Annotated in this window: 26 protein-coding genes and 2 pseudogenes; 11 read left to right on the top strand and 17 right to left on the bottom strand. The window is 39.5% G+C overall.

The window, feature by feature from the left end; genetic code table 11:
• Positions 1–24 precede the first annotated feature (24 nt).
• Positions 25–999, bottom strand: a complete 975-nt coding sequence (locus RMY27_RS26940) for a hypothetical protein (protein WP_322667952.1) — start codon at positions 997–999, stop codon at positions 25–27.
• A 436-nt stretch (positions 1,000–1,435) separates the two neighbouring features.
• Here RMY27_RS26940 and RMY27_RS26935 point away from each other — a divergent pair, with 436 nt between their 5' ends.
• The 5 genes from RMY27_RS26935 (at position 1,436) to RMY27_RS26915 (ending at position 5,915) form a co-directional block, all read left to right on the top strand.
• Positions 1,436–2,275: an Rpn family recombination-promoting nuclease/putative transposase gene (locus tag RMY27_RS26935; RefSeq protein ID WP_322667926.1), complete on the top strand. Its 840-nt coding sequence runs from the start codon at positions 1,436–1,438 to the stop codon at positions 2,273–2,275.
• A 20-nt stretch (positions 2,276–2,295) separates the two neighbouring features.
• Positions 2,296–2,493: a hypothetical protein gene (locus tag RMY27_RS26930; protein WP_322667925.1), complete on the top strand. Its 198-nt coding sequence runs from the start codon at positions 2,296–2,298 to the stop codon at positions 2,491–2,493.
• A 113-nt stretch (positions 2,494–2,606) separates the two neighbouring features.
• A complete protein-coding gene (locus tag RMY27_RS26925; RefSeq protein WP_322667924.1) occupies positions 2,607–2,816 on the top strand; it encodes a hypothetical protein in 210 nt (69 codons plus the stop codon).
• A gap of 418 nt (positions 2,817–3,234) precedes the next feature.
• Positions 3,235–4,197 (top strand): hydrogenase small subunit, encoded by a 963-nt coding sequence (locus tag RMY27_RS26920; RefSeq protein ID WP_322667923.1) that lies wholly within the window; start codon positions 3,235–3,237, stop codon positions 4,195–4,197.
• A gap of 122 nt (positions 4,198–4,319) precedes the next feature.
• Positions 4,320–5,915: a nickel-dependent hydrogenase large subunit gene (locus RMY27_RS26915; protein WP_322667922.1), complete on the top strand. Its 1,596-nt coding sequence runs from the start codon at positions 4,320–4,322 to the stop codon at positions 5,913–5,915.
• A gap of 45 nt (positions 5,916–5,960) precedes the next feature.
• Here the strand turns inward: RMY27_RS26915 and RMY27_RS26910 are convergent, their stop codons facing one another.
• Positions 5,961–6,689, bottom strand: coding sequence for a hypothetical protein (locus RMY27_RS26910; RefSeq protein WP_322667921.1), 729 nt, complete (start codon positions 6,687–6,689; stop codon positions 5,961–5,963).
• A gap of 3 nt (positions 6,690–6,692) precedes the next feature.
• On the opposite strand from RMY27_RS26910, the gene RMY27_RS26905 reads away from it, so the two are divergent.
• Complete coding sequence (locus RMY27_RS26905; protein WP_322667920.1) at positions 6,693–6,923, top strand: hypothetical protein; 231 nt, start codon at positions 6,693–6,695, stop codon at positions 6,921–6,923.
• Positions 6,924–7,020: 97 nt separating this feature from the next.
• Here RMY27_RS26905 and RMY27_RS26900 read toward each other — a convergent pair whose 3' ends face one another.
• The 3 genes from RMY27_RS26900 to RMY27_RS26890 form a co-directional block, all read right to left on the bottom strand.
• Complete coding sequence (locus RMY27_RS26900; protein ID WP_322667919.1) at positions 7,021–7,527, bottom strand: GNAT family N-acetyltransferase; 507 nt, start codon at positions 7,525–7,527, stop codon at positions 7,021–7,023.
• Between the two features lie 63 nt (positions 7,528–7,590).
• Entirely contained in the window at positions 7,591–7,800 is a 210-nt protein-coding gene (locus tag RMY27_RS26895) for a type II toxin-antitoxin system HicB family antitoxin (RefSeq protein ID WP_322667918.1), read from the bottom strand.
• Positions 7,801–7,921: 121 nt separating this feature from the next.
• Positions 7,922–8,590 carry a DUF1294 domain-containing protein gene (locus RMY27_RS26890; RefSeq protein WP_322667917.1) on the bottom strand — a complete coding sequence of 223 codons (669 nt, stop codon included), beginning with the start codon at positions 8,588–8,590 and terminating at the stop codon, positions 7,922–7,924.
• Positions 8,591–8,854: 264 nt separating this feature from the next.
• On the opposite strand from RMY27_RS26890, the gene RMY27_RS26885 reads away from it, so the two are divergent.
• From RMY27_RS26885 to RMY27_RS26870, 4 genes are all read left to right on the top strand, one after another.
• On the top strand, positions 8,855–9,277 hold the full coding sequence (locus tag RMY27_RS26885) for a hypothetical protein (protein ID WP_322667916.1): 423 nt from the start codon (positions 8,855–8,857) through the stop codon (positions 9,275–9,277).
• Between the two features lie 227 nt (positions 9,278–9,504).
• The gene (locus tag RMY27_RS26880; protein WP_099103701.1) at positions 9,505–9,729 is read left to right on the top strand and encodes a DUF433 domain-containing protein; all 225 of its coding nucleotides are present in this window, start codon (positions 9,505–9,507) and stop codon (positions 9,727–9,729) included.
• 2 nt (positions 9,730–9,731) lie between these two features.
• Positions 9,732–10,091 carry a DUF5615 family PIN-like protein gene (locus tag RMY27_RS26875; protein ID WP_322667915.1) on the top strand — a complete coding sequence of 120 codons (360 nt, stop codon included), beginning with the start codon at positions 9,732–9,734 and terminating at the stop codon, positions 10,089–10,091.
• A 26-nt stretch (positions 10,092–10,117) separates the two neighbouring features.
• Positions 10,118–10,591, top strand: coding sequence for a hydrogenase maturation protease (locus tag RMY27_RS26870; RefSeq protein ID WP_322667914.1), 474 nt, complete (start codon positions 10,118–10,120; stop codon positions 10,589–10,591).
• A gap of 19 nt (positions 10,592–10,610) precedes the next feature.
• On the opposite strand, the gene RMY27_RS26865 is transcribed toward RMY27_RS26870, so the two are convergent.
• From RMY27_RS26865 to RMY27_RS26845, 5 genes and pseudogenes are all read right to left on the bottom strand, one after another.
• Positions 10,611–10,985, bottom strand: coding sequence for a hypothetical protein (locus RMY27_RS26865; protein WP_322667913.1), 375 nt, complete (start codon positions 10,983–10,985; stop codon positions 10,611–10,613).
• An 18-nt stretch (positions 10,986–11,003) separates the two neighbouring features.
• Positions 11,004–12,285, bottom strand: a pseudogene (locus RMY27_RS26860) (nitroreductase family protein).
• Positions 12,286–12,381: 96 nt separating this feature from the next.
• Positions 12,382–12,669, bottom strand: a pseudogene (locus RMY27_RS26855) (ankyrin repeat domain-containing protein); the annotation flags it as partial.
• 5 nt (positions 12,670–12,674) lie between these two features.
• Entirely contained in the window at positions 12,675–13,814 is a 1,140-nt protein-coding gene (locus RMY27_RS26850) for a homocitrate synthase (RefSeq protein ID WP_322667912.1), read from the bottom strand.
• Between the two features lie 221 nt (positions 13,815–14,035).
• Positions 14,036–14,188 carry a hypothetical protein gene (locus RMY27_RS26845; RefSeq protein WP_322667911.1) on the bottom strand — a complete coding sequence of 51 codons (153 nt, stop codon included), beginning with the start codon at positions 14,186–14,188 and terminating at the stop codon, positions 14,036–14,038.
• Between the two features lie 165 nt (positions 14,189–14,353).
• On the opposite strand from RMY27_RS26845, the gene RMY27_RS26840 reads away from it, so the two are divergent.
• The gene (locus RMY27_RS26840) at positions 14,354–14,563 is read left to right on the top strand and encodes a molybdopterin-binding protein (protein ID WP_322667910.1); all 210 of its coding nucleotides are present in this window, start codon (positions 14,354–14,356) and stop codon (positions 14,561–14,563) included.
• A 383-nt stretch (positions 14,564–14,946) separates the two neighbouring features.
• On the opposite strand, the gene RMY27_RS26835 is transcribed toward RMY27_RS26840, so the two are convergent.
• The 7 genes from RMY27_RS26835 to nifX form a co-directional block, all read right to left on the bottom strand.
• Positions 14,947–15,246 (bottom strand): 2Fe-2S iron-sulfur cluster-binding protein, encoded by a 300-nt coding sequence (locus RMY27_RS26835; RefSeq protein WP_322667909.1) that lies wholly within the window; start codon positions 15,244–15,246, stop codon positions 14,947–14,949.
• A 231-nt stretch (positions 15,247–15,477) separates the two neighbouring features.
• Complete coding sequence (locus RMY27_RS26830; protein WP_322667908.1) at positions 15,478–15,855, bottom strand: iron-sulfur cluster assembly accessory protein; 378 nt, start codon at positions 15,853–15,855, stop codon at positions 15,478–15,480.
• Positions 15,856–15,952: 97 nt separating this feature from the next.
• Positions 15,953–16,762, bottom strand: a complete 810-nt coding sequence (locus RMY27_RS26825) for a HesA/MoeB/ThiF family protein (RefSeq protein WP_118163715.1) — start codon at positions 16,760–16,762, stop codon at positions 15,953–15,955.
• A 10-nt stretch (positions 16,763–16,772) separates the two neighbouring features.
• Positions 16,773–17,090, bottom strand: coding sequence for a nitrogenase-stabilizing/protective protein NifW (gene nifW, locus RMY27_RS26820; protein ID WP_322667907.1), 318 nt, complete (start codon positions 17,088–17,090; stop codon positions 16,773–16,775).
• Positions 17,087–17,302 carry a CCE_0567 family metalloprotein gene (locus RMY27_RS26815; RefSeq protein ID WP_322667906.1) on the bottom strand — a complete coding sequence of 72 codons (216 nt, stop codon included), beginning with the start codon at positions 17,300–17,302 and terminating at the stop codon, positions 17,087–17,089. Before RMY27_RS26815 ends, nifW begins: the two co-directional genes overlap by 4 nt.
• A gap of 224 nt (positions 17,303–17,526) precedes the next feature.
• Positions 17,527–18,003, bottom strand: a complete 477-nt coding sequence (locus tag RMY27_RS26810) for a NifX-associated nitrogen fixation protein (RefSeq protein WP_179071802.1) — start codon at positions 18,001–18,003, stop codon at positions 17,527–17,529.
• Positions 18,000–18,413, bottom strand: coding sequence for a nitrogen fixation protein NifX (nifX, locus tag RMY27_RS26805; protein ID WP_109012236.1), 414 nt, complete (start codon positions 18,411–18,413; stop codon positions 18,000–18,002). Before nifX ends, RMY27_RS26810 begins: the two co-directional genes overlap by 4 nt.
• Positions 18,414–18,732 lie beyond the last annotated feature (319 nt).

Genomic DNA, 18,732 nt, shown 5'->3' with positions numbered 1-18,732 from the left:
GAGTGGGGAGAAAGAAAAACTAACCTATTTCCTATTCCCTATTTCTGCTTCTACATCTTGTAGCGCTTGGACTACTACCTCTGCTTGTGCAATTTGTTGGTATTCTGTAAATATTTCTAAAGCATCTTGGTAGTAGATACGCGCTTGCAAAAGATTTTGAGGATTACCAGCTTCTGGTTTTTCAGGGTCGTCTGGTAAGTTGAATAGGGCGTTGGCTTTGTTGGAAATTGTGTTAGCGTACTCTAAAGGTGTATCTTTGGCATTACGCACTTTTAACGCTTCGTCATAAGCTGCGATCGCTCTTAAATTATTCTCTACAGGATGGGAACTCACTAAATATTGCAAAGCGTTACCTAAATTGTTTTGCAGCATTGCATATTCTTTAGGATGATCAATCAGATTAATATGCTTTAGTGCTACCTCAAATGACTGCACAGCTAACCCTTGACGCAAGTATTCCCGTTCCGATGCTAGGGGCATAGAAAGGTAAGCGATCGCAATATTGTTATATAAAATCGCATATTCTTGGGGGTAATCTTCCCAAGTAAACACCCGCAACGCCTCATGATAAGCCTGGATGCTGTCAGTTATCCGCGCCAAATTGAATGGTACTAGTGACTGCAACACCAGCCCAAAATTCATCTGCGTCTCTGCTACTTCCTCTGGTGAAGCTAATTCCTGTAAAATTGGCAGTGCTTCTTCATAACCTGCTTTCGCTTGCATCAGCAGTTGGTAATCAGCGTCCGGTATTGCCTGTAATGTCCCCGCCATGCCCACTTTGGCCCTAGCTTTCAGTAGGGGATACTCCTCACCACACATCTCGTAGGCCCGGTAATATAAGCCAACTGCATTCCGCAAGTCTTGGGCAGCTTTGGGCTTTTTTTGAAAACCCTGTGCGATCTCAATCAGCATTTGGATTTTTTCCTCTGCTGAAGCTGACTCCGATGCAACAGCTGCTACCGCAGCCTTCACCGCTGAATCTGTAATGCTGGGGGTCATAACTCTGCCGTACTCTAGCCAATTGGGAATTGAGTCCAACACCCATAAATGATCCAGACACGCATTTGTATCTGATCACGGGCAATACTGATTTACGCAGGCTTCGAGTCCTTTAGGCGGAATTCCCCTTTTTTGTCTGAAACTAAGATTAGGGACTAAGGAAATAGTTGACCCCATGCCTAATCAATTTTTTTACTATAAAACACCCTATTTCTAAAATTCTAGGGGGAAATTGCTAATATTAATGTCAGCTTTAAACACCTAATATTTTTAAAATACTTTTTGTATCATCATCTGACACAAAGAAAATATTTTTTATTGAATTGTTGACATATATATATCTAGTATCTTCCCAACCAATTTTTGTATACTCCAAAGAGTCTCTACGGGATCGTCAAAGTGTAAAATATTTTCATCAACTGTAAAACAAGCTACCTTGAAAACAGACAGTATCTTCTATCGCATCTTCCAAAGTATCCCCAGCACTTTTTTTGAACTGATTAACCAACCGCCCCAGCTAGCTAGTGCTTACCAATTTTCTTCAGTCGAAGTCAAACAACTAGCCTTTAGAATCGATGGCGTCTTTCTGCCAAATGCAGCAGAACTACCCATCTATTTTGCCGAAGTGCAATTTCAACCAGACAAAAAGTTCTACTCACGTTTATTTACCGAAATTTTTAACTATCTTGACAAAACTGAATTAACCAACAATTGGCGTGGTGTTGTCATCTTCCCCAACCGCAACGTTGATACTGGAGATACGGAAAGATATACAGAATTACTCAACTCACAACGCGTAACTCGCGTCTATCTTGACGAATTAAGCTCAATTGAGGCATCATCAATCGGCATAGAGACAGTTAAACTCATCATCGAACCCGAATCAACTGCGACAACAAGAGCTATCGAAATAGTCAACAGTGCTAGAGAGCAAATTCCAGATGTCGCTACTATTAGGGAAATTATACAATTAATAGAGACGATATTAATCTACAAGTTGCCGCGATTGAGCCAGGAGGAGATCGGAAAAATGTTTGGATCAAATGAATTAAAGCAAACTAGATTTTACCAAGATGTTTTTGCAGAAGGTGAGCAAAAGGGGAAACAAGAAGGTAGGCAGGAAGGCAGGCAGGAAGGCAGACAAGAAGGTAGACAAGAAGGTAAGTTAGAAACGATACCTCATTTATTAGCGTTGGGTTTAAGTATTGAGCAGATAGCTCAAGCGTTAGGTTTGGATGAACAACTTGTTAGGCAAGCTGCACAATCAAAACCCTAAAACAGGAAGAGATTAAAACAATGTTTGGAGCAAATGAGTTAAAGCAAACTAAATTTTACCAAGATGTTTTTGCAGAAGGCAAACAAGAAGGTAGACAAGAAGCTAAGTTAGAAGCAATACCTCATTTATTAGCGTTGGGTTTAAGTATTGAGCAGATACCTCAAGGCTTAGGCTTGGACTACCAAATTATTAGGCAAGCTGCACAACCAAAATCTTAAAATAATAGGGTGCGCGAAGGCTTAACAGTACGTTTAATAGAGACGATATTAATCTAAAATTTGCCGCATTAATCTAAAATTTGCCGCGATTTAGCCAGGAGGAGATCGGAAAAATGTTTGAATTAAATGACTTGAGGCAAACTAGATTTTTCCAAGATGTTTTTGAAGAAGGTAAAAAAGAAGGTAAGCGAGAAGTTTTTGAAGAAGCTAAGTTAGAAGCGATACCACACTTGTTAACGTTTGGGTTGAGTATTGAGCAGATAGCTCAAGGCTTAGGCTTGGACGAACAACTTATTAGGCAAGCTGCACAACCAAAATCTTAAAAAAAACTGATATATAGCTGACGGGGTGCAAGACTTTGCACCCCAATATTTTGCTGATTTTGAATCGGTTATTAAATTAAAATCTGACTGCTGAAAATACTCATCCTTTCGCACGAATTAACAGCTAGCAGGAATGAATTCAGTACACTAGGTTATTTAACGCCAGTAAGTAAAAAATAATAATTTTGTTTTTACTGTCTTTTATTTATTACATCTGTTACGAGTATAACAAACAGAATAATTGAAAATAATCTTGTAAAACTGTTAGCTATTGTTAATGATTAATTCTTTTTTAATGAAAGTGAATTAAACCAAAAAATATCTTAAGATTGAAAAATAAATATTGATAAGCAGGTGAGACTTTACAAGCATTATCACCTACATCATGCATGGGAAACAATAGAAAAACGCATAGCCGATGACTAACGTACTATGGCTACAGGGTGGTGCTTGTTCAGGTAACACCATGTCATTTCTCAACGCCGAAGAACCGACAGTCTGCGATTTGATTGCTGATTTTGGCATCAAGTTACTTTGGCATCCATCTTTGGGATTGGAACTAGGCAATAACTTACAAACACTGCTACGGGATTGTATTTCTGGCACAATTCCTTTAGATATCCTGGTATTTGAAGGCAGCGTTGTTAACGCCCCCAACGGCACAGGTGAATGGAATCGGTTTGCCGATCGCGCCATGAAAGATTGGTTAGCAGACCTCGCCAAAGTTGCTCAATTTATCGTCGCCGTGGGAGACTGTGCTACATGGGGAGGAATTCCCGCCATGTCACCCAATCCCAGCGAGTCGGAAGGTTTGCAATTTCTCAAACGTCAAGAAGGCGGCTTTTTAGGTAAAGACTTTCTCTCACAAGCCGGATTACCTGTAATTAATATACCTGGATGTCCCGCCCATCCCGACTGGATTACGCAGATATTAGTTGCGATCGCTACTGGACGCATAGCAGACATTGTTTTTGATGAACTAAATCGTCCTCAAACCTTCTTCAACACTTATACCCAAACAGGTTGTACCCGTAACGTCCACTTTGCCTACAAAGCCTCGACTGCCGAATTTGGTCAGCGCAAAGGCTGCCTATTTTATGACTTGGGTTGTCGTGGGCCCATGACTCATTCTTCCTGCAACCGCATCTTATGGAACCGCGTCTCTTCCAAAACCCGCGCTGGAATGCCTTGTTTAGGTTGCACCGAACCAGAATTTCCTTTCTTTGACCTTAAACCAGGAACCGTATTCAAAACCCAAACAGTAATGGGAGTTCCCAAAGAATTACCGCCAGGAGTGAACAAAAAAGACTACGCCTTACTCACAATGGTTGCCAAAGACGCAGCACCACCTTGGGCAGAAGAAGACTTTTTTACAGTTTAGTCATTGGTCATCAGTCATTGGTCATTGGTCATTAGTCATTAGTTTTTCACAAATGACAAAGGACAAATGACAAAGGACAAAGAACAAATGACAAATAACAAATGACAAAGGACAAATGACAAATGACAATTCAATCATTAGACATTTCGCCTGTCGGTAGAGTTGAAGGCGATTTGGATGTTCGAGTTGATATTGAACATGGCAGAGTAGTCAACGCCTGGACACACGCGGAACTATTTCGCGGATTTGAAGTTATCCTACGCGGTAAAGATCCGCAAGCCGGATTAATTGTCACACCTCGCATTTGCGGTATTTGTGGCGGTTCTCACCTAACCTGTGCATCTTGGGCATTAGATACAGCTTGGGAAACAGAAGTTCCTCGCAATGCGATTTTGGCGAGAAATCTCGGTCAAATTGTCGAAACCATTCAAAGCATCCCCCGCTACTTTTATGGACTCTTTGCTATTGATTTAACCAATAAAAAATACCGCCATAGTCGCTTTTATGAAGAAGCTGTAAGACGCTTTGCTGCTTTCACAGGCAAATCTTATGAACTAGGCATAACAATTTCCGCTAAACCTGTAGAAATTTATGCACTCTTAGGCGGACAATGGCCTCATTCTAGCTATATGGTTCCTGGTGGTGTAATGTGCGCCCCTACCCTTACAGATATTACCCGTGCTTGGGCGCTTCTCGAATACTTCCGTACCAATTGGTTAGAACCAGTGTGGTTAGGTTGTTCTTTAGAACGCTACGAACAAATCCAAACTTATGATGACTTTAGAGACTGGTTAGATGAAAACCGCAATCATCGAGATTCCGACTTAGGTTTTTATTGGCGCATGGGTTTAGATATCGGTTTAGATAGATATGGCGCTGGTGTTGGTAAATATGTCACTTGGGGATATTTAGCCCATGAAGATAAATACCAAAAGCCGACTATTGAAGGGCGAAATGCGGCGATGATTATGAAAAGTGGAGTGTACGACAGCTTCGCAGACACTCACACCTTAATGGATCAGTCATTTACCCGCGAGAATACAACTCACTCTTGGTACGATGAAGGGACAGAAGATATTCATCCTAGCGATCGCACTACTAAACCCACTGCAATTAATACCAAAGACTTCGATAACGCCTACTCTTGGTCGAGTGCAGTCCTTCACAAAGACTTCGGACGTTTGGAAACTGGCCCCTTAGCGCGTCAATTAGTAGCTGGTGGCAAACATGGCGAATCTTGGCAACACTACGACCCCTTCATCCTCGATGTTTTCAAACGAATGGGTGGTGCTAGTATTCATGTGCGTCAATTAGCACGAGTTCACGAAATTGTCAAGTTATATCGGCAAGCTGAACACTGTTTGCGCGAATTCAAATTAAACGATCCCTGGTATATCAAACCCACAGAAAAAGATGGACGCGGTTGGGGTGCAACGGAAGCAGCACGCGGTTCTTTATCTCACTGGGTAGAAGTGGAGGGCGGTAAAATTAAGAATTACCAAGTTATTGCCCCAGGTACTTGGAATATTGGCCCTCGTGATGGTGAAGGAATCCGCGGGCCGATTGAAGAAGCTTTAATTGGCACACCCATTTACGATTCTAGCGATCCGGTGGAAGTTGGTCATGTGGCGCGATCGTTTGATTCATGCTTGGTGTGTACAGTTCACGCCCATGATGCTAAAACTGGTGAAGAACTAGCACGTTTTCGGACTGCTTAATGTTTATCGGGTGCATTAGTCGTACTAAAGGCTAGTCCATCCGCTCTAATCTTCTTGTAGAGCGAGAGTAACACTTATGCGATCTGTGCTATCGGAGTGATTATGATTCTTTGATAAATCAGCTTGTGTTCGCGATCCTTTTGCATACAAGTGGACTTGCTCTTGTGAGTGCATCTGATTGGAATCGTAGAAATAGCCCGTAGAAGTTTCTTGCTCTCGTTCAACTTTCCAAACGTGTGTATTGGTTATGTAATCTGGTTTCTCTTTGAAAGGTGTAACGAAGGCAGGACAAAACCATTGCAGCCTATTATTAGGTTGAGCGCCAAAGTTTCCATTATCCAAAGCAATAATGTGAGCGCATTTATGCCCACCTTCGCCCGCTTCTTCAGAATCTTCATTGCCATACCAGTCGAGTGTAAACATATACTGTCCACCTTCCCAAGCTCCATCCTTCAGATGAACTCTAACTCTACTTTCAGCCAGTCGATCAAATTTGGTACAAGTGACTTCATAACTAAAGCAGTCCCAAAACTGCAAATAATCAACTGGCATTGAAGGTGCGTTTATCTTATGGCATAGAGCATTTATTGGTAAACGCCAGATCACAGCACCATTATCAGTCAGGACATGAAAACCAAGTGCCCTGCCAGAAATGGAGGCAACTCCAAAAACGCACACTTGAATGAACTCATTGTGATGTGCGGTGCCATCGTAGAGAAACTCTTTGCGAAGGTAGCAGTAAAACCGAGGAATATTAAGATTTAGAGTTGCCATAGATTGCAATTTTTCTCAGATGTTAACTTTGCAATTGTTCCCACCTTTGAATTCAGTCTAACGGTAAGCATTATTGGCAGCAGAAAAAAACGCAATGAACAAGAGTTGCCAAACTGTGCCGCAGTTACGCTCATCTTTGTTACTTTAGCAACTACATTTCCTCTTTCGGTAGCTACATTTGCTACTTCAGCGATCGCTGCTGCTTATTGCGTTTATCCCCAAACAACGGACTGATCTAGACAATCTAGATTGCTGTCGGCTGCAACGCTGTGTTATGCCGCACTGACTATGATAACTAGGCGATCGCCTTCAACAGTCACAATATCTTTACCTACGATTTCTCAATTCTGAAAAATACTAGGGGGTTGCCATTTACGATTTTTTCCTCCACCTTTGTCATACCTATTCTTTCTGTTACTTTTTGTGATTCCAGGTTTGGGCGATCGCAGCTTGCTAAAAGATACTGATAGTTAAGTTCATTAAAACAATACTCCAGTATCTTGGTTGCGGCTTCGGTAGCATAGCCTTTTTTGGTTGCTTCAGGCAGTAAAGCATAAACTAATTGGGGCTGTTCTTCATCAAAGAAATCCCATAAACCAACAAAGCCAATGGTTTCTTGCTCATTTTTAGTCTCAATAAACCATAAACCAAATTTTTTTTCTTCAAAACTATTCTGGCTCTGTATCACCATTTCTTCAACCTGTTGCAATGGAAAAATTTTGTCATCGCACAGATACTTTCTCACGTATGAGTCAATGAGAATAGTGTGTAGTGTGTTCAGCCCACTCTCCAAAATTGGTTTTAACAACAGCCTCTGAGTTTCAAGTATTAGAGTCATTAGTTAAGACCTCACTGCAACTCCAGCATTTTTGAGAATAGAAACATTACTCATAGTCCAAGTCTAGTAAACCACAATCTGTTGTGTACTTACAAACTCAGTCTCGAACACCAAATCCTCATCTTTTAGAAGCATCTTAATCACTTCACGCAAATTTTCCTGCAATTCATCTAAGGTTTCACATTGAGAATGCGCTCCAGAAAAGCCAGGGATATAGCCGACATAGAACTTAGTATCAGAATCTCTTTCAGCGATCGCAGTAAAAGTTTTCATATCATAATCATCGACAAGGCTTACTTTACAGCTTACTGGAGTAGACATCTAACTGAGCGACGCCGAATAGTCTGTCGTAGACATCGCCTTTGTATCATTATGACAATCAGACTAAACTTACTTATCCCCTAGAAACAATACCCAAAAACAGATTTATCAACGCTTTACCAAAAAATAGCCAATCCAACCAAAATACAATGTGAAGAGTTGCTATCAACCAAAATACAATTTGATAAGAAACTTTGCTGCTTTTGTGACGTAACTTCTGTTGGGCAAAAAATGCACCTAACCAACCACCCATAAATTCGCACAGATGTAAAGTCTTTTCTTGCCTTCTCCATCCTCCTTGTTGTGCACGAGATTTATCGTCGGCATATAGCAAAAAGGTAATTAAACTCATGACAGGATAAAGAATTAGCGGAATTGGGTTGCCAGTTGTTAGTGCAAGATGAATTGAACCTAGCCCAGGTAGTAAAGATAGAAGCAATGTCTGTAATGCTAATGATAAAGATTTGTCTACAGTTTTGGATATAGACTTCTTTGGTGCGGTAGAAGATAAGGATTTTGATTGAACTTCTTCGATATAAGCATTACAAGCGCGTACTTTGCCATCTTTACTAGCTGTTAACTGATAACAAATGAAATCATCAACTTGGGGACGACGGTTAACGTCTTTCAATGCCGTAATGTGTAAAAAAACTTTTTGACTACCATCATGTGGTTGTATGAAATCAAACCCACGATTGTCATTCCATCTAATTAATTGGCCTTTATGTAAAGCAGGTTTCATAAAAAAATTATATATTTATACCTGTCTTATAGTGTGCCCTTATCTACACAAATAGACAACACCAAAAATGTGATCGCCTCACCAACTCTTTTAACCGAGAAGTGAGGAGTGGGGAAAATGAGGGATAACTAACCTATGCCTAATGCCATATTCCCAATGTCTTATATTCAAAACTCGTAGCGTAACACACTAAAACTTATAGAAACAGTGGGTTAGGCTTGCGTTAATGCATTTGCATAAAACAGCAATTTACACGGTAAGCTTGTGTCTGATTTAGCGCTACATAATTATCTTCCTCGCGTTCCCGATGCAGCATTGCAAGAATACATAGAATGGTGTGTTTTAGAGCAAGCTCAAGCCGCAGAATGTAACTTTACTCCTGATAGAAGTAAGTTAGATAATTTGCCACCAGAAGACTACGTTCCTAAACTGGTCGAGCAGTTCATGAAAGTTAAACCAGACCCAATTAAAGCCGGTTTGGTAGCTGCGATCGCTGGTAAGGAAGCTGACAAACACGCTTTATCCGGTTTAGCGATCGCTGCTGATTTTGTATCTCTTTATGTCAAGTATTTAATTCCTAAAGAAGGAAGTACTAAAGAACAGGCTGAAGAGATATTAACTCAAGCATCACAACATCAGTATGAGAAACTGACTGAAGTTGCCAAGAAACATGGTGTAGAGTTATAGTTGACTGCTGATAATTTATTCTCAGAGGCTTTGTCTGTCCTATCAGTCAAAGCCTCATATTTTGCAGATTATGACAATAACTCGAAATAATCACAATAAACAGAAGCTTGATAATGAGTTATTTTTAACTATGACCTTAAGCTTTAAAGTATCTTTCACTGCATTTATAGATACAGTGTGACTTTTTATTTTATAATTTAGTAAACATATTATTAGTTTATAGTTAAATGGACAGAATTGTAGTTAACTCTCAGATTCATTTCGGTAAACCTTGCATCGCAGGAACACGCATCACTGTACAAAGCATTCTTGAACTGCTCAATGACGGACTTTCATTTGAAGAAATTATCCGAGACTACTATCCAGACCTACAAATTGAAGATATTCGTGCCTGCTTAGGATACGCGATTGCTTTAGTGGCGGCTGAAGACATTCGCTTAGTATCTATTTGAGCATGAGATTCTTACTGGATCAAGATGTGTATGCTGTGACAGCAAGGTTTCTAGTTGATACCGGACATGATGTAGTTCTTGTTGCTCAGATTGGTCTTTCGCAAGCAAGTGATGAAGAAATACTTAGAACAGCACAGGAACAGAATCGTATTCTCATTACGCGAGATAGAGACTACGGAAATCTTGTTTTTGTGAGAGCAATGGGATCTGGAGTAATCTATCTCCGAATCCTACCTACAACTGTGAATAAAGTTCATAACGAACTGGTACGAGTTATAGAAACTTACTCTGAAGTCGAATTAGTAGGGGCATTTGTAGTTGTACAACCAGATGGACACAGGTTTAGAAAAGTATCTTTGTAAAAGCTTAAACAATTAAATCTCATTCCATGCTAACTATTATTGGTTGCGGCAACCTCAATCGCAGTGACGACGCAGTAGGCGTAATTATCGCCCAACGCTTACAAAAATATCTAGCTGAAAACCCTCATCCTAAAGTGCAAGTTTATGACTGTGGCACCGCAGGGATGGAAGTAATGTTCCAAGCTAGAGGTAGTAAAGAATTAATAATTATTGATGCAAGTTCAACTGGTTCTGAACCGGGTGCTGTGTTTAAAGTTCCAGGAAAAGAACTGGAAGCAATGCCCGAACCAAGTTATAACTTGCACGATTTTCGTTGGGATAATGCTTTAGCCGCCGGACGGAAAATCTTTCAAAATGATTTTCCTGAAGATGTGACAGTTTATTTAATTGAAGCGGCAAATCTTGGTTTTGGACTAGAGTTAAGTCCTGTTGTCAAACATTCTGCTGATTTGGTTTTTGAAGAGGTAGCTGCACTTATCAGCCAGAATATCAACTTTTAATTAACAATCCAAAATCGAATCAAGCCCAATCCCGATAAACAGAGAGTTCGTCTACCCTCATTTCAAAAGGTACGCCTTGGCCCTCTGGCGGACAAACGCGGATTTTAGCACTGCTAACAATTCCATATAGTAATGTCCCCATTGGCACGATTTTTTGAAGAACACGCCAATTGGTAACTTGATCAGGACATTCAATGACCAATGTTAGAGCATTGGCATGGGTTGTGACATACCACCGACAATTAGATAGAAGATTTTGAATCGTGCGATCGCAAGCGTCATAAAAGTATCTGCTAATAGAATACTCTAGTTGTTGCCGCAGTATAATATCCGCAGATGTCGGTTGCATAGGATGTGAGTCATCACCATTTAAGTAATACATTTTTCTAGCCATCTTTCTTTAGCTTCCTGCTTATATTCCAATCATCATTCCATAAAGTACATCTTTATTTGTTTCTAATAATTCTTGGGTTTCGTCATCATAATAAGCACCAATCCCACTACATTGAATTCCCAAATAATTACTAGTTAAATAAAGTCTTTGTCCTAGAAAACCAGCTATTTGCATAGCAGTTTGATAGTTTAAATAATCTGACACAAAAAATAAAGTTACAGTGCTATCTCTAGCAATAGCTTGATTAATACATAAGTAACCTGTCTTTTCACTAAAGTTACCCGCTTTAATCAAATACGTACCTTTATATAACCCAGGTGTCATTCCCTCTACTCAATGCACCACTGAGTAAATTTCTATTTCCTCATAGTTTTCTGTCGGTATTGACTGCTGAAGTTGTTGCACTACATATAAATAATCTTCTTGAGAAATAGCCTCTTTCCGGAAACGTCTAATAGAACGTCTATTCCAAACAGTTTGAGAAAATTTATCCCGATCGAAATCAAATTGAGGATACTTTAATCTCTGCTGACGACTCTTTTGTAAAGCAGTTGCTTGATAGGCATCTTCAATAAATTGATTGAATTCAAAATAATCACTACCAGAGACAAAAGGAATTTTCAGCCTTAAGCTTCTGATTTTCTTGTCTTGTATTTCTCCTGACACCGCACAAGCAGTGATAAACTCTTTATTATCAAATCCCCAATCAGAATTGAGGGTAAGTTTATCAAAGTCAAAAATTAGTTGTATATCTCGGTTGTGGAGAAAAGCTGAAGCTGCGAGAGGCTTCGCCACGCCAGAGGCGAACGCACCTAAATGGTGTCCGCTATCTAAGAAGCAATATCTTATGCTTCCATTTTGATATTTCCAGCTAGACCTATAATAAACACAACTAATTAAAAAGATGAATCCGTTGATACATTTACCCTGTATAATATAACTCTCTAACCCATCATCAATTAATTCATAGATGAAAGTTAGACAATTATTCTCAACTGCTAGATGGTATATACCATTTACTATTCTCTCAATACCACGAACCTGTACGTAAACTTCTGTAGGATACAGAACGCCTGCTGATGGATTTACTCGCAGTTGATAAGGGCCATTTATATGCTTTTTCTAGTGTTATCGCACTAGTTAATGAGATAAAAGCATGAACAGGATTATTGAGATTTAATTTCACTCTCCAATAAAACTTAGGATAAACTTTAAATGAAGATGGCTGTGTTGAAGCATCTACATAATTTGGATCGAGTTGTACCGATAAGTAAGAATGCTTGGTAGCGTCATGATACAGCGGTTCTCAGTTGAGTGAGGTACAAGAACCCCACCCCCAACCCCATCCCCGCAAGCGAGGAGGGGAATATGATGTACCTCATGTGATTAGTAAACGCTATAAGCTTTGCCCGATATCTGGCTTGATGGCATTTTTAAGTATCCTCAAAACTTCTACGTTGCTAGAAAAATCTCTCGCTTTATAATTGTCTAAATTTTTTAAATATAAATTAAGATGATGTTCTAAAAGTAACTTGACGACTTCTGTTCTTCCGGCTGAAGCTGCGTACATTAAAACAGTTGTATCGTTATCATTTTGGTTGTTAATGTCAATGTTGTAATCTAACAGTAAATTAATTAAATCGTAGTGATCACCAAAACAAGCAAACCACAAAGTATTGTTGCGTAGATTTACTGGCAATGATAAGAATATAAAATCTTGTCTACATCTTCGATAGTAAGACTTTGTTTGTCAGCTAAAGTTTTCAGCAGGTTGGTAATATCTTTAAGCTGGGATAAATTAAATGAAAGTCCTAATTCATTAGCTCGGTGATTAACCGCCTGTTTTCCAGCTAATTTATGATTGATTAAAATTGAGCGCGTTACACCAAAACTCCGGGGATTAATAGCTTCATAAGTCTCAGAATTATTAAGCATAGCTTTAGTATGAATGCCAGCTTTATGACTAAAAGCACTTTCCCCAAAAACACAGTGGTTAAAAGGAATAGAAATTCCAACTTTTCTCGCAACTAATTGATGCAAGTAACCAAGTTGATCTAAGTGATATTTAGACTTAATCTGCTCTGGATTTGTAGCATATAACCTAGCGATGAATCCAGCTAGTGAGGTGATACCATTGCGTTCGCCAATGCCCAGAACACAAGTGTCAATATGAGTTGCTCCCGCTTCTAGTGCTGTATAACTGTTAGCATTTGCACATTCTGTATCATTATGACCGTGAAACTCAATATCTAAATTGGTGAATTGGCGTAAAGTCTTCACTAATTCAAATATTTGCATTGGGGTACTAATTCCTACCGTATCGGCAATTCCTATGCGTTTGACAATTCCTAATTTTTCAATCTCAGAATAAATTGTAATTAAATCTTCTATGGAAGTACGTGACGAATCTTCAGCCGAAAACCGTAACTCAATATCGGGAGCTTGTTGATGAATAAAAGTTAAAACTTCAGATGCTAAATCAATAATTTGATTAATATTTTTACCATGACTGAACTGACGCATCAAAGAAGAACTACCAATAGTTAAATTAATCCCGGCTACGCCTGTTGCTAAAGCAACTTTAGCATCTTCTAAGTGACAACGAATGTGAGTTAATATTTTGGATGGCAAGCCTAACCGAACCAAACTTTCACAGTCTCGTCTAGACTGAGGTGAAGCAATTGGTGACGTTAACTCTATATATTCCACTCCAAATGCAGCAAGAGCCTCAGCGATTTCGACTTTATCATCTGAAGAAAAATTAGCTTTGATGAATTGTTCACCTTCACGGAGAGTACTTTCTACAATTGCAAATTCAGATAGCGACATCGGCCAATCCTTATGCTAATTCTTATTAATGATATCTACTTATTAGTTTTTATATTAACAGATTTGCATAATTGAGAAATAATTGCTTTGTCTGAGTCTTGGGGACTAGTTACAGTATCAATTATAAAAGAGCGATCGCTTGTATCCATCGCTTCTAAAACCTGTTTCGTAGGAACCGAATCATAGTTCTGACTTTCTTCAACAAATATTTTTAGTTTGTCTCACAATTCTACACCTGTGACAACTTGTTTACCTACAAGTTCTAATATTTCTTGTTCTTCTTGAAGAGTAAAATAATCAGAAACCTCTGCTACGCCCAAACTAACATAGAATTGACTTTTTGTGGATTGATGTGTAGCGAAGCTTTGGAGCAAATTACCGTCCCATCAATTTGTGTAATGCTCGTCAAGTAGAGATACTACTTTAAAGTAAATGAGATTATTTCAAAATTATTAAGATATTTTAAAAAAAAGCTATTTTAAAACTAAAACTTGCTAATTTACTAAAGTATAAATAGTTCAACTTAGTAAATTAAAAACATGGAAATTAGCGCTCGTAATTCTCTGAAGGGTACTGTCAAAAAAGTTGTACATGGTTCAGTTAATACTGAGATAACTTTAGAACTAGCGCCAGGAGTAGAGCTAGTGTCAATCATCACAAAATCATCAGCAGAAAAGCTATCACTTGCAGAAGGTAAGCAAGCTTATGCTGTGATTAAATCATCAGATGTGATAGTTGCTGTTGATTAAAAAATAGAGTTGGCTTCCTTTGCAAGCCGCTCTACTTTTCATATAAAATTGCACTTATATAATTTAGCGACTAACTCCTAAAAATGGTTATAAAAAGTGTGCAGTAGTTTAATTAAGAGTAATTGCAGCAATCATATTAGATTTTCAAAGTTTGGAAATTATATATACCCAACTTATTTAAAAAATCGGGTATTTGATTTTTCAGAAATAATTAAGTAAAGCTATACATAAAGGTTAATTAATAGAATTATCAATAATAATACTAAAATTGGTAAGCATTTTAATTAGAAATTAGAAATTGTGAAAGGAAGAAGGAAGTATATTTTCATCCTTCATCCTTTATGTTTTATTTGGTCGCCAAAAGCAGCAACCAAAGTAATAGTTTAAACTAAATACGCTTCTTGATGTGTCTTAATTGTGCAATTAGAACGAGGATAAGTTACACAAAGTAGAGCGTATCCTTTAGAAACCTGATCGTCATCTAGAAAGTTTTGATCTTCTTGATTAACTTCACCTTCTACAACTTTACCAACACAGCTAGAGCAAGATCCTGCATGACAGGAAAAAGGCAATTCAATACCATTTTCTTCTGCTGCTTCTAAGATGGTGGTGTCTTCTTCAACTTCAATTGTGGTGTCGAGGTCTTCTTTTTTGTTGATTAATCTAACTTGGTAGGTAGCCATTTTCAGATTCTCCTCAAACGTTATACAGTTGGTCTAATTTCCGAGTTTTTTGAGCAACCTATCTTACTTTCTGCTTCCCTTCTTCTTACAGAGATGCTAATTTTAGTCAGCTTCTCTTTTATAGGTGTAAGGGATGCAAAGCGAACTAGAAGCTACCTCAAGAGCATTGAAACTCTGTGGAGTGTGTCTATGGGAAATCTCTACAATTGACTTAGCACTAACGAAATGATGTTAGCTTTGGCTGCAAGGTACACCAGTAGGCGTACCGTCGTCTGTTTTAAAAGACTTTCCGCAGCCACAGGTATCAGTTGCATTGGGGTTGATGAATTTAAAACCGCTTTCCATCACTCCCTCAACGAAGTCAACGATAACTCCGTCTAATAACGGCGCACTTTTGGCATCAACGTAAACTACCACTTTGCCTTGGTGACTTACTAAATCATCTGGTTGGGGCTTGCTGGTGATGTCTATTGCATATTCATAACCACTGCAACCACCATCTTTTACAGAGATGCGGACACCTTTAGTTGCGCCATCAGCATCGGGTGCGGAACCTTTGAGGAATGCCCGCAGATGAAATTCTGCTTTTTCTGATAAAATAACGGCCATTAAGTCTCCTGATTTGTAGCGATTAGTTATCTGATTTCAGGTGTAGGTTGTCATTTGTCAGTTGTCTTTTGTTATTTACTAATGACTAATGACAAAATTAAGTGTTTTGTGCAATACCTGTGGCTGTGGGTTCCATTGAATTGGATTGCGCGTGTCTCCAAGGCGCACTATTACCGCATACTGGACAAGAGCGATCGCGGTGAGAACGGCGTTTAGCAAATTCCATCCGATTTAAGTCGATTGTCAGCAATTGCGATAATAGAGGTTGACTAAACCCGGTGATCAGCTTGATAGCTTCCAACGCCGTTAAACAAGCGAGTGTCCCAGAAACAGCGCCTATAACTGAAAAGCCGCGCTGATCCCAATCAGGCTTTTCTGGAAACAGACAAGACAAGCAAGGAGTCACACCAGGAATAATCGTTGTCAGGTAAGCCTCCATCCCATTCATTGCGGCTTCCACCATTGGCTTACGCGATCGCACACAAGCCTCATTTAACAAATTGCGCTCTGTAAAGTTGTGGGCGCAATCAAGAGCCATATCGGCAGATTGCACTAACGAGTCTACATTTTCCGGGGTGATGTAATCATGAACAGCTTCCACTTGGACATCAGGATTAATCGCATCCAGAGTTTCTTTAGCTTTGAATACCCTTGGCTTACCTACCCAATCGTCAGTCATAAGAACCTGACGATTCATATCATCCAGCCGCAAGTCACCACCCCGGACTAGGATTAGCCGCCCAACGCCCGCTACTGCTAAGTAAAGCGCCGCCGTACCGCCTAATCCCCCCACACCTGTAACCAAAACTGTCGCTGACTTCAGGCGTTTCTGTGCTGTTTCGCCAAAGTTCGGAAGCATCATTTGGCGACGATAGCGTTCTAATTCGGTAGGCGTTAGGTTAACCAATTTATACCTCCTAATCAGAAGTGATTTCTGTCAGTGTGACTACATTTTTCGGCTTATCGTTAAACACTTTGAACAGCTTTTGTTCGTGAGCTGTCGATTCGATAAATACCTGATAGGCTTTTTGCAAAGCCAAAGAATATTGATTTAGTCTCTCTTCTTCGCTCAAGTCAGGAGAATTATCATCAATTTCCTGCATATATTGAGAAAACTTTTTCAGAATATGTAAACGATTTACATTCACAACTTCTAAATCGTAAGGCATATTAAAGAATTGAAAAAATTCTTCTGCGTCTACGAGCTTCTTGAATTCATCAATTGTTCCAGTCATTTCGCATTCTCCAATTGTTTCAGATGTTGCTTAAGTTCATCTAACTGGCGATAGATTTCATAAGTTGCGGCGGCAACATCCATAAGTTGGTTGTAATCTGTTGGCAGACCTTCAGCTAAATCATGCAGATCCATTTTCATTTGACCTGCTTTGCTGTTCAGCCGTCTGATTTGTCCTTGTAGTTCCTCAATACTCGTTTCTTCTGCTTGCACAATCAGCCACTCCTTTTTCAGTGCTGTTAGCGGTAGCGGGGCGTTTAGCCCGTGCTGAGTGCTGAGTTATGAGTTATAAGTTATGAGTTATGAATCCTGAATTAGAAGTTATGAGTTATGAGTTAGAAGTTATGAATTATATAATTTTCAATTTCTAATTCTTCACTATTTACTCTTAACTCTTAACTCTTAACTCAGCACTCAGCACTCAGCACTCAGCACTCTTAAAGTTTGCCAACTTCAGGAAAGCGCTTCGCCAAATCAAGACCTTTTTTGACGTAGTTTTCTCCCTCTTCTGCTAATTTCTCTAGCGAGTCAAAGCCAAACCGATGAGCATCTCGCAAGGTTTTCACAGTTAGTAAAAGACGACCAGAAAAAACTAGCGCCCAGCCAAATCCTTCATGGCTCAAATCAACTACAACCTGGGATATCAAACCTGTTTCTTGCTCAATCCCAGCCGCTACAGCTCGAAAAAATGCCATAATTCGGGCTTGAGTTACTGCATCAACTTCGCCCTCAACGGAGATTTCCCGTTTCTTTTGTTTGGTAACAATAAAGGGTTTGAGAATCAACTCATCCGACCAAGTACGATAAACTCCATAACTGTCTTGACCACGGATTTGTTTGATTAATACCTTAAGAAAAGGTGAGTTCAAGACTTCAGTTGTAGCGGTTCCGTTAACACTATTATTTGCGGTCATACTGTTGCTTCGTCTTCGATTTCATCAGCAAAGTTTGTGGTTTTTGGCTGTAAAGCTTTACGCAACCAAGGTGGAGGATTACCTTTGAGGGTTTTCACTAGCTTATTTAGCACTTCACTAATTTCTTCTTCTTCCGATCGCGCCTTCACTGGGGTGACACCTTTCTTGATTAACCGAGCGGCGGCACTACCACCAATTGCTGTTACGTAAATAATCGTACAGTCGCCTATTGCCTCAAGTTTTGGGGTGATTTTATCTTCATTCCCATCTTCTTTGAGTTCGCCTTCAAAAGTGAGGGTTTCTACGAAGTGATATCCCTCATCGGTAATTTCGTAAACATCAATCATTTTTGCCCATCCGAAGTGGGCATTAATATGAACTCGGTCACTCGTCGTGAAGGCTATTTTCATTGTAATTCTCCTCTCTAAAGTTTTGAATTTTGAAGCAATACGGTTCAGTTAGTAATATTTAGCCTCGAAATATCCCCCCACCCTTAAAAAGCTACCGTGTACACACAAGTCTTTTAGAGTGGAGCCGCTCCACAGACTTTTAATCTCCACCACCCCTCTTGAAAAGCAAAGCTGTTTTATTTCCTCAATGGCTCAAAAAAGACTTGTGTTGTGAACGAAAGTCCTTGTGTTCTGAACGAAAGTCCTCGTGTTCTGAACGAAAGCCCTCGTGTTCTGAACGAAAGCCCTCGTGTTCTGAACGAAAGTCCTCGTGTTCTGA

Source organism: Nostoc sp. DedQUE09 (genome assembly GCF_034530915.1).
Classification (GTDB): domain Bacteria; phylum Cyanobacteriota; class Cyanobacteriia; order Cyanobacteriales; family Nostocaceae; genus Nostoc.
The sequence above is the reverse complement of the archived record's forward strand: the minus strand, read 5'-3'. Positions and strand labels throughout refer to the sequence as shown.

Excerpts from the sequence above, each read along its gene's own strand:
- RMY27_RS26940 (WP_322667952.1), bottom strand. The coding sequence starts at position 999 with ATGACCCCCAGCATTACAGATTCAGCGGTGAAGGCTGCGGTAGCAGCT.
- RMY27_RS26930 (WP_322667925.1), top strand. The coding sequence starts at position 2,296 with ATGTTTGGAGCAAATGAGTTAAAGCAAACTAAATTTTACCAAGATGTT.
- RMY27_RS26925 (WP_322667924.1), top strand. The coding sequence starts at position 2,607 with ATGTTTGAATTAAATGACTTGAGGCAAACTAGATTTTTCCAAGATGTT.
- RMY27_RS26920 (WP_322667923.1), top strand. The coding sequence starts at position 3,235 with ATGACTAACGTACTATGGCTACAGGGTGGTGCTTGTTCAGGTAACACC.
- RMY27_RS26915 (WP_322667922.1), top strand. The coding sequence starts at position 4,320 with ATGACAATTCAATCATTAGACATTTCGCCTGTCGGTAGAGTTGAAGGC.
- RMY27_RS26910 (WP_322667921.1), bottom strand. The coding sequence starts at position 6,689 with ATGGCAACTCTAAATCTTAATATTCCTCGGTTTTACTGCTACCTTCGC.
- RMY27_RS26900 (WP_322667919.1), bottom strand. The coding sequence starts at position 7,527 with ATGACTCTAATACTTGAAACTCAGAGGCTGTTGTTAAAACCAATTTTG.
- RMY27_RS26895 (WP_322667918.1), bottom strand. The coding sequence starts at position 7,800 with ATGAAAACTTTTACTGCGATCGCTGAAAGAGATTCTGATACTAAGTTC.
- RMY27_RS26890 (WP_322667917.1), bottom strand. The coding sequence starts at position 8,590 with ATGAAACCTGCTTTACATAAAGGCCAATTAATTAGATGGAATGACAAT.
- RMY27_RS26880 (WP_099103701.1), top strand. The coding sequence starts at position 9,505 with ATGGACAGAATTGTAGTTAACTCTCAGATTCATTTCGGTAAACCTTGC.
- RMY27_RS26875 (WP_322667915.1), top strand. The coding sequence starts at position 9,732 with ATGAGATTCTTACTGGATCAAGATGTGTATGCTGTGACAGCAAGGTTT.
- RMY27_RS26870 (WP_322667914.1), top strand. The coding sequence starts at position 10,118 with ATGCTAACTATTATTGGTTGCGGCAACCTCAATCGCAGTGACGACGCA.
- RMY27_RS26865 (WP_322667913.1), bottom strand. The coding sequence starts at position 10,985 with ATGGCTAGAAAAATGTATTACTTAAATGGTGATGACTCACATCCTATG.
- RMY27_RS26850 (WP_322667912.1), bottom strand. The coding sequence starts at position 13,814 with ATGTCGCTATCTGAATTTGCAATTGTAGAAAGTACTCTCCGTGAAGGT.
- RMY27_RS26840 (WP_322667910.1), top strand. The coding sequence starts at position 14,354 with ATGGAAATTAGCGCTCGTAATTCTCTGAAGGGTACTGTCAAAAAAGTT.
- RMY27_RS26835 (WP_322667909.1), bottom strand. The coding sequence starts at position 15,246 with ATGGCTACCTACCAAGTTAGATTAATCAACAAAAAAGAAGACCTCGAC.
- RMY27_RS26830 (WP_322667908.1), bottom strand. The coding sequence starts at position 15,855 with ATGGCCGTTATTTTATCAGAAAAAGCAGAATTTCATCTGCGGGCATTC.
- nifW (WP_322667907.1), bottom strand. The coding sequence starts at position 17,090 with ATGACTGGAACAATTGATGAATTCAAGAAGCTCGTAGACGCAGAAGAA.
- RMY27_RS26810 (WP_179071802.1), bottom strand. The coding sequence starts at position 18,003 with ATGACCGCAAATAATAGTGTTAACGGAACCGCTACAACTGAAGTCTTG.
- nifX (WP_109012236.1), bottom strand. The coding sequence starts at position 18,413 with ATGAAAATAGCCTTCACGACGAGTGACCGAGTTCATATTAATGCCCAC.